This window comes from Myxococcus vastator, from assembly GCF_010894475.1.
Classification (GTDB): domain Bacteria; phylum Myxococcota; class Myxococcia; order Myxococcales; family Myxococcaceae; genus Myxococcus; species Myxococcus vastator.
In genome coordinates, this window is sequence record NZ_JAAIYB010000404.1 from 1 (window position 1) to 7729 (window position 7729).

Consider the following 7729-nt stretch of genomic DNA (forward strand, 5'->3'; position numbering starts at 1 on the left):
GCTGGGAGGCGGAGGCAGGAGGGGCCATGTCGCTGGGTATCTCTGGACGTAGATGCTGCGGGTTCAGGGGTTCGCGGGCCCCAGGCTTTCCCGGGTACGCGAAGGTGCGTCAGGCTAGCGCAGCCGTGTCTCGCATCGCACCGGTAAAGCGCGGCTTTGCCCCCTGGGACAGCTCACCTGGAAGGGCGGCGGACTGCCTGCCGGTGGATGGCGCGCCAACCCGGAGACGGATTGATGTAGAAATCAATCCGCCATGGGTTTTCCGAAGAACGACCTCGAACAACGGCTGGCCATCATCCGTCCCGAAGACACGGTGCGCGGGCTCGTCTTCAACGCGGTGTTCAACCTGACGGAGAAGAAGCTGGGCGCGGACGCGGCCACGCGCCTGCGTGAGCCCTTCTTCAAGCGCTCCCCGGTGGACTTCTTCTCCTATCCGGCCGTGGACGCCCTGCGCCTCTTGTACGCGACGTCGGAGGCGCTCACGCCCGTCTACGGCTCCATGGAGGAAGCGGTGCGGGCCTGCGGCGCGGCGGCCGTCACGCACTTCTTCCAGTCCACGGTGGGGCAGACGCTCAACCGGCTCATCGGCAAGGGCGACCCCAAGCGGCTCCTCTCCCACGCGCCCACCGCGTACTCGACGCTGGTGAACTACGGCCGGCGCGAATTCGCCATGCTGGGAGACAAGCAGGTGCGCCTGGTCTTCCACGGGGACATGCAGCCGGTGCAGTACCACGAGGGCGTCTTGCAGGAGGCGCTGAGCGTCGTCGGCTGCAAGAGCCGCGTGGTGGGCACGCCCCGCGGCGTGACGGGCGCTGACTACGTCATCACCTGGGAGTAGGCCCGCGTCACGGCATGGCCGCGGCCTGCCCGGCGACGGCGGCCATGGACACGGCCTCCAACTGCCCCGTGAGCGCCTGCGCCTTGGCGAGGAAGTCCGGCAGCAGCTCCTTGGGCAGCGGGTCCGCGCGGGGGTACTGCTGGTTGAGCGGGTTGGTGTACCGGCCGTTGCGCTTGAGGCCGAAGTGCAGGTGCGGCCCGGTGGAGCGGCCGGTGTTGCCGGAGTACGCGATGATCTGCTTCTGCCGCACGCGGGCGCCCGCGCGGACGCCCTCACCGAAGCGCGACAGGTGCATGTACTGCGTCTCGAAGCCGTTGGCGTGGCGGATGACCACCATGTTGCCCGCCGCGCCCGCGTAGCCCGCCTGCGTCACCGTGCCGTCCGCCACCGCCCACACCGGGGTGCCGATGGGGGTGCCGTAGTCCACGCCGTTGTGGGCCTTGAGGTACTTGAGCACCGGGTGGAAGCGCGAGCCGAAGCGGCTGGTGACGTTGGCGTACTTCAGGGGCGTCTTGAGGAAGGTCTTCTTCGCGCTGGCGCCCTCCTCGTTGAAGTAGTTGGGCTGCCCGTCCGGGAGCACGTAGCGGTACACCTTCTTGTCGCCCACCAGGCCGCCCGCGTACGTCGCCGCCAGCACGTCGCCGTAGCGCAGCAGGCGGCCCTTGGAGACGAACTTCTCCACCAGCGCGCGCGCCGTGTCGCCCTTGCGCACGTCCCGGTAGAAGTCGATGTCCCAGGCGAACACGTCCGCCAGCACCATGCCGATGGCCGGGTCCTCGCCGGCGTCCACCGCCGCCTCGTACAGCGACGACTGGATTTCCAGCGCCACCACGGCGACCTGCTTCTCCACCTCGATGGCGCGCTTGCTGCCCACGTACTTCTCGCCGTCGCGGCGGACCTGCCACTCGTCCACCATGCTCTGGCGGTAGTCGAAGAAGTCCAGCTCCCCGTCGCGCATGACGAGCCGCAGCTGGTCCCCCACGCGCGACTTGCGGAAGTCGAACACACCCTCCAGCGCGGAGATGACGGCGGCCACCTGCGCGTCCGGGAGCTTCGCGTCGTGCAGCGCCTGCGCGAGCGTCTGGCGCGGCTCGATACGGCGGTTCTTGATGACGTAACGGACGGCGGCTTCGGACGTCGAAGCCAGCAGCGCGGCGGCCAGGCAGAGCAGGGGAGCGATTCTCATGGGGCGGCGGCCGAGTGTAGTGGACACCCTGGCGCTCGCCCAGCGGAGGGCCGGGAAATTTCCTAGGCCTGGCTGCCTGGCTGCTTGGGCGCCGCCAGGGCAGGGCGGCGACTCAGAGCTCCACCTTCCGCTCGGAGTGGGTCTGCCCGTCGAAGCGCAGCATGGCGCCCTTGTTGTCGTACCGCGTGAGGATGTTGACGGGCCGGCGCCAGAGCGACTGGAGGTTGCGCAGCGTCTCGCGCGCGTAGTCGCCCTTGAGGTCCTGCCCGTCGTGGCGGTGCGCCAGCAGGAGCTCGCTGCGGTTCTCGAAGTTGCCGTCCACCACCTCGATGATGGGCTGGCCGAAGTTGGTGAGCCCCTGGAGGAGCTTGTTCTTCACCTTCTTGAACTCGCGGTCCAGAATCTCCCACGAGTTGCGCTTGTCGTTGAAGCCGTACACGAAGAGCTTCTGCTCCATCGCGAACTCGGGCGTCAGGAACGTGTCGATGAAGGTGATGTCGTTGTAGTGCTTGCGGACCTCGAAGATTTTCTCGCGGCCGGCGCCCAGCTTCTTGTCCCAGGAGCGGCGCGCGCGCAAATCGTCGCACTCGTCCCACTCCTTGCCGAAGCGGCCCTTGTTCCACCGCTCTTCAATGTCCCGCCACAGCTCGATGCCCAGCTTGTACGGGTTGATGGCGCCAGGGCGGGTCCCCATGGTGCCGGAGTGGTGGTCCGCGTAGTCGATGATTTCGTCGTCCTTGAGGGCCCGGCGCGTCATGATGGTGGAGTGCCAGTAGCTGGCCCACCCCTCGTTCATGATCTTCGTCTGGCCCTGGGGCGCGAAGTAGTGGGCCTCGTCGCGGAGGATCGCGAGGATGTCCGCCTCCCACGGCTCCAGCGGCGCCTCCTCCAAGAGGAAGAGCAGCACGTCGCGCTGCGGGCGCTCGGGGAACTGCTTGGCGCGCTGCTTCTCGTCCTCCACCTTCTTGCGCTGGGAGTCGAGGAACTCGGACGGGTTGATGTAGCCGCGCATGTATTCGCGGCCCACCTTGAAGCCCTCCACGCGCTCGTTGGCCTTGAGCTCGTCCTCGGCCTTCTTCGGGTCCGGGTTGCGCCGGATGTGCGGCGCGTGCTGGTCAATGAGGTTCTCCAGGCTCAGCGTCCGGTCGATGAAGTCCTCGACCTTCTCCACGCCAATCTTGTCCACCCAGCGCCGCACCCGCGTGGCGTGGTTGGCCATCTCATCAATCATCCGGCGGTTGGTGTGCCGGAAGGAGAAGTTGTTCTTGAAGAAGTCGCAGTGGCCGTAGACGTGGGCCATGACGAGCTTCTGGTCCACCTCCGGGTTGCTCTCCATCAAGTAGGCGTAGCAAGGGTCGTTGTTGATGACGAGCTCGTAGATTTTGCTCAGCCCGTACTCGTAGCCCTTGGCGAGCTGCTCGTACTCCATGCCCCAGCGCCAGTGGGGATAGCGGGTGGGGAAGCCGCCGTAGGCGGCCACCATGTTCATCTCGTCGTAGGACACCATTTCAAAGCGGGTGTCGAAGAAGTCCAGGCCGAACTCCTTGGCGTAGCCATGGATTTCGTCCCGGAGCGCGGCGAGGCGAGGGGTGAGGCTCTTGGGCATCGGGCAGTCGCTCCGGTGGGAAAGGCCCGCTGAAGTCAGCGGCCCTTGCCGAGGAAGTCCTTGATGGACGCGTAGATGGCGTCCTTGTCCGCGATTTCGCTCAGCGCGACGTTGGGCGTGTCCCCCACCGCCTCGCGCAAATCCTTGATGAACTGGCCGCTGCCGTAGGGGGACTCCACCTGGCCGTAGGCGAACTGGTTGACGTTGGGCAGCACGTCGCTTCGCAGCATGTCAATGCACTGCCGCGTGTCGTCCGCGCTCCAGTTGTCTCCGTCGCTGAAGTGGAACGGGTAGATGTTCCACGCGCTCTTCGGGTAGTCCGCCAGGATGATGTCCCGGCAGAGCTTGTAGGCGCTGGAGATCATCGTCCCGCCGGACTCGCGGGTGTGGAAGAACGTGTCGCGGTCCACCTCGCGCGCCACCGCGTCGTGGATGATGTAGCGCGCCTCCAGGCCCTTGTATTGGTGGCGCAGCCACGTATCGAGCCAGAAGCTCTCGATGCGGACGATCTCCTTCTGCTCGTCACCCATGGAGCCGGACACGTCCATCATGTAGATGATGACCGCGTTCGTCTCCGGCAGGTCCTGGAGCTTGTAGCTGCGGTAGCGGCGGTCCTCGCGCGTGGGGATGATGACGGGCCGCGCCGGGTCATACGTGCCAGCGGCGATCTGCCGCCGCAGGGCCTGCTTGAAGGTCCGCTTGAAGTGCCGCAGCGACTCCGGGCCGGTGGTGTTGACGCCGGTGTAGCGGATCTTCTGGGTGATGATGCGCTCGTTCTGCCGCCGCTCGATGTTGGGCAGCTGCAGCTCCTCGCCCAGAATCTGGGCGAGCTCGTCGAGCGTGACGTCCACCTCCAGGGCGTGGTCGCCTTCGCCCTGGCCGGCCTGCTTGCCCTCCCCGGGCTCCACCGCCCCGGGGCCGAGCTGCTGGCCGACCTCGCCGTCACCCTGTCCGACGCCACCCTGTTCCTTGTGGCCGTACTTGAAGCGGGGGATGTCGATGAAGGGGATGGGGATGGAGATGGCGTCCTTCCCCTTCTTCCCAATCATCTCGCCCTTCTGCACGTACTTGCGCAGGTTGGCTTTGATCTTCCCGCGGACAATCTGTTTGAAGCGGGAGTGGTCCTGGTGGATCTTCAAGGTCACGGCGGCTCGCCCCTCTCTAGGTGTTACTCCTTCGCGTCGCCGCGGGCGAAGATGCTGGCCACGAAGTTCAGCACGTCCGTGGAGCAGATCTCGCAGTAGCCGTAGTTCTTCATCATCCGGTCCTTCACCAGGTCGATCTTCTCCTGCGTCTCCTTGTCGACGACGGAGGACACCAGGTTCTTGAGCTTGATGCTGTCCTTCTGGTCCTCGAACAGCTTCAGCTCCAGCGACTTGTGGAGCCGCTCGTTGGTCCGGTAGTTGAAGGTCTTCCCCTCCACCGCGAGCGCGCCGATGTAGTTCATGATTTCGCGGCGGAAGTCGTCCTTGCGGGTGTCGGGGATGTCGATCTTCTCTTCAATGGACCGCATCAGCCGCTCATCGGGCTCCTCGTAGAGGCCGGTGTACTTGTTCTTGACCTTCTCCTTCTGGGTGTAGGCCTTGATGTTGTCGATGTAGTTGCCGCACAGCTTGCCGATGGCGTCCTCGTCCGCGGAGATGGCGCGCTGGACCTCGTTCTTGACGATGTCCTCGTACTCCTGCTTCACGGACGTGAGCAGCTCCTTCATCCCCTTGCGCGTGTCCTCGTTGTTGATGAGGGAGTGCGTCTTGAGGCCGGCCTCCAGCTCGTTGAGGACCATGAAGGGGTTGATGCAGCCCTCGCCCTTGTCGCTCACCAGGGCGTTGGAGATTTTATCCTGGATGTAGCGCGGGGAGATGCCCTCCAGGCCCTCGCGGTTGCTCTCCTTGCGCAGCTCCTTGATGTTGTCCTCGGTGAAGTTCGGGAGCGTCTTGCCGTTGTAGAGCTTGAGCTTCTGGAGCAGCGACAGGTTGTGCTTCTTGGGCTCCTCCAGGCGCGTGAGCACGGCCCACATGGCGGCCATCTCCAGCGTGTGCGGCGCGATGTGCTTGCCTTTGATGGCGCGGGAGTTGAAGTCCTTCTCGTAGATCTTCACCTCTTCGGACAGCTTGGTGATGTACGGGACGTCAATCTTCACCGTGCGATCTCTCAGGGCCTCCATGAACTCGTTGTTCTCGAGCTTCTTGTACTCGGGCTCGTTGGTGTGGCCGAGGATGACCTCGTCGATGTCCGTCTGCGGGAACTTCTTCGGCTTGATTTTGTGCTCCTGCGACGCGCCGAGCAGGTCGTAGAGGAACGCGACGTCCAGCTTCAGCACCTCGACGAACTCGATGATGCCGCGGTTGGCGATGTTGAACTCGCCGTCGAAGTTGAAGGCGCGCGGGTCGGAGTCGGAGCCGTACTCGGCGATCTTCCGGTAGTTGATGTCACCGGTGAGCTCGGTGGAGTCCTGGTTCTTCTCGTCCTTGGGCTGGAAGGTGCCGATGCCCACGCGGTCCTTCTCGCTGAAGACGAGCCGGTTGACGCGGATGTGGCCCATGACCTTGGCGAAGTCGCCCTGGTACTGCGTCATCAGCTCCTTGAAGACGAAGCGGCAGGCGGGGCACAGCTCGGAGCCATCCGGAATGGTGTAGCCGGACTCGGGCGGGGAAATCTCGGCGTAGACCTTGGCGCGCCACTCCCGGGGGATGAGGTTGAGCGGCTCCTCGTTCATCGGGCACTTCATCTTCTCCTTCACCGGGACGCCGTCCGCGCCCTTCTTGTCGGTGAGCCAGGAGAAGGTGTACGCGGCGCCCTCCGGCGTCTTGGAGTAGTCCTCGGTGCCCTTCTTCAGCAGGCGCGCGATGGTGGACTTGGACGAACCCACGGGGCCGTGGAGGAGGATGACGCGCTTCTCGGTGCCGTAGCCCTGGGCGGCGGACTTGAAGACGTTGACCAGCTTCATGAGCGGGACATCGAGCCCGAAGATGGCGTCACGGCCGCCGAACTTCTCGTCACTGAAGAAGTGGTAGCGGATGAGCTTCTTCTTGTTGTCGATGTACTCCGTCTTTCCGTGGCTGAGGATCATGTCGTAGATCCTCTGGAAGGCGGTGCGGGTGACCTTGGGGTTCTGCCGGACGATTTCGAGGTACTCCTCGAACGAGCCTTCCCAGTTGAGCTCCGCGTAGGTCTTCACGTCCTGCAACGCGGCGATTCTGGAGACCCACGAACCCTTCTCAGCGTCCTTCATGTCTCTCCCTCGGAGCCCACCCGGGGACGCGGAAAGCCGCGCCGACAGGGGGCCAAAATGGTCAACCTGGAGGGCATGACTGCCATTCCACACCCACCCCGACGAGGTCCCAGGCACGACTGCCCTGCTGCCCCTTCGGGACCCCGCCGCGGAGTGGGACCGCGCGTTACGCTCGTGTCAGGGGTGGGACGCCCGAAGGCGCACCCCCTCCACGGGGTGAAAAGGCCTCTTGATTATAAGGGTCCTCGCCCACGGGGGTAGGCGCACACCGGCTGCACGAGGGGTAGTGAACGCCTGAACGGTCATCTCCTCGGCGCACGGCAGGGGCGATGCGCGGGTGGGTTGTGGGGCAGCGTGCCCTTTCACTCCACATGTCGGCGCGGAGCCTTCACGGGCGCGGCTGGCGTCACACGCGTGAAAGCAGGCGAGCGGCCGTGCGGGAGGGGCGCTGGGTGCCGTGGGCGCGTTCGGCGCGGTGCGGTCCCTGCTTCGCTCGCAGCGTCTCCCGTTCTGGACGGCGCTGGGCGCGCGCACGAGAGGGAGGCCTCTGAGCATGGCGTGTGCAACGGGGCGCGGCGCTTGTCCTTCCTGGGAGCCTGCTGATGCCCGTCCTGCTCGTCGCAACCTGTCTCCTCGCCGCAGGGGTTCAGGCAACAGTCCCCCATGCGGAGGGAGACGTGGTGGCGACGGCGCTGCTCGATGCGGGGCGCGCACCCCGCCGCGCGCTGCGGTTGGCGCAGCGGCCAGGGTGGGGCCAGGGCATGGTGGTGTCGCTCTCTCCCGAGGTTGAGACCGTGCTGGGAGTGGGGGCCAGCCGCGAGCTGCGAACGGAGTACGGCCCCGAGGTCTCGGTGCCGCTCTACGTGG

The 7729-nt window shown here is 65.5% G+C and carries 5 protein-coding genes and 1 pseudogene; 2 read left to right on the forward strand and 4 right to left on the reverse strand.

The window, feature by feature from the left end:
* Nucleotides 1–253 precede the first annotated feature (253 nt).
* On the forward strand, nucleotides 254–838 hold the full coding sequence (locus tag G4D87_RS29575) for a DUF2378 family protein (protein WP_163786050.1): 585 nt from the start codon (nucleotides 254–256) through the stop codon (nucleotides 836–838).
* A gap of 7 nt (nucleotides 839–845) precedes the next feature.
* On the opposite strand, the gene G4D87_RS29580 is transcribed toward G4D87_RS29575, so the two are convergent.
* The 4 genes from G4D87_RS29580 to G4D87_RS29595 form a co-directional block, all read right to left on the reverse strand.
* A complete protein-coding gene (locus tag G4D87_RS29580; protein WP_163786051.1) occupies nucleotides 846–2024 on the reverse strand; it encodes a M23 family metallopeptidase in 1179 nt (392 codons plus the stop codon).
* Nucleotides 2025–2136: 112 nt separating this feature from the next.
* Complete coding sequence (locus G4D87_RS29585) at nucleotides 2137–3630, reverse strand: SpoVR family protein (protein WP_163786052.1); 1494 nt, start codon at nucleotides 3628–3630, stop codon at nucleotides 2137–2139.
* 35 nt (nucleotides 3631–3665) lie between these two features.
* Nucleotides 3666–4775, reverse strand: coding sequence for a DUF444 family protein (locus G4D87_RS29590; RefSeq protein WP_163786053.1), 1110 nt, complete (start codon nucleotides 4773–4775; stop codon nucleotides 3666–3668).
* A gap of 23 nt (nucleotides 4776–4798) precedes the next feature.
* A complete protein-coding gene (locus tag G4D87_RS29595; RefSeq protein ID WP_163786054.1) occupies nucleotides 4799–6862 on the reverse strand; it encodes a PrkA family serine protein kinase in 2064 nt (687 codons plus the stop codon).
* 602 nt (nucleotides 6863–7464) lie between these two features.
* Between G4D87_RS29595 and G4D87_RS29600 the strand changes: the two are divergent.
* Nucleotides 7465–7729, forward strand: a pseudogene (locus G4D87_RS29600) (hypothetical protein); the annotation flags it as partial.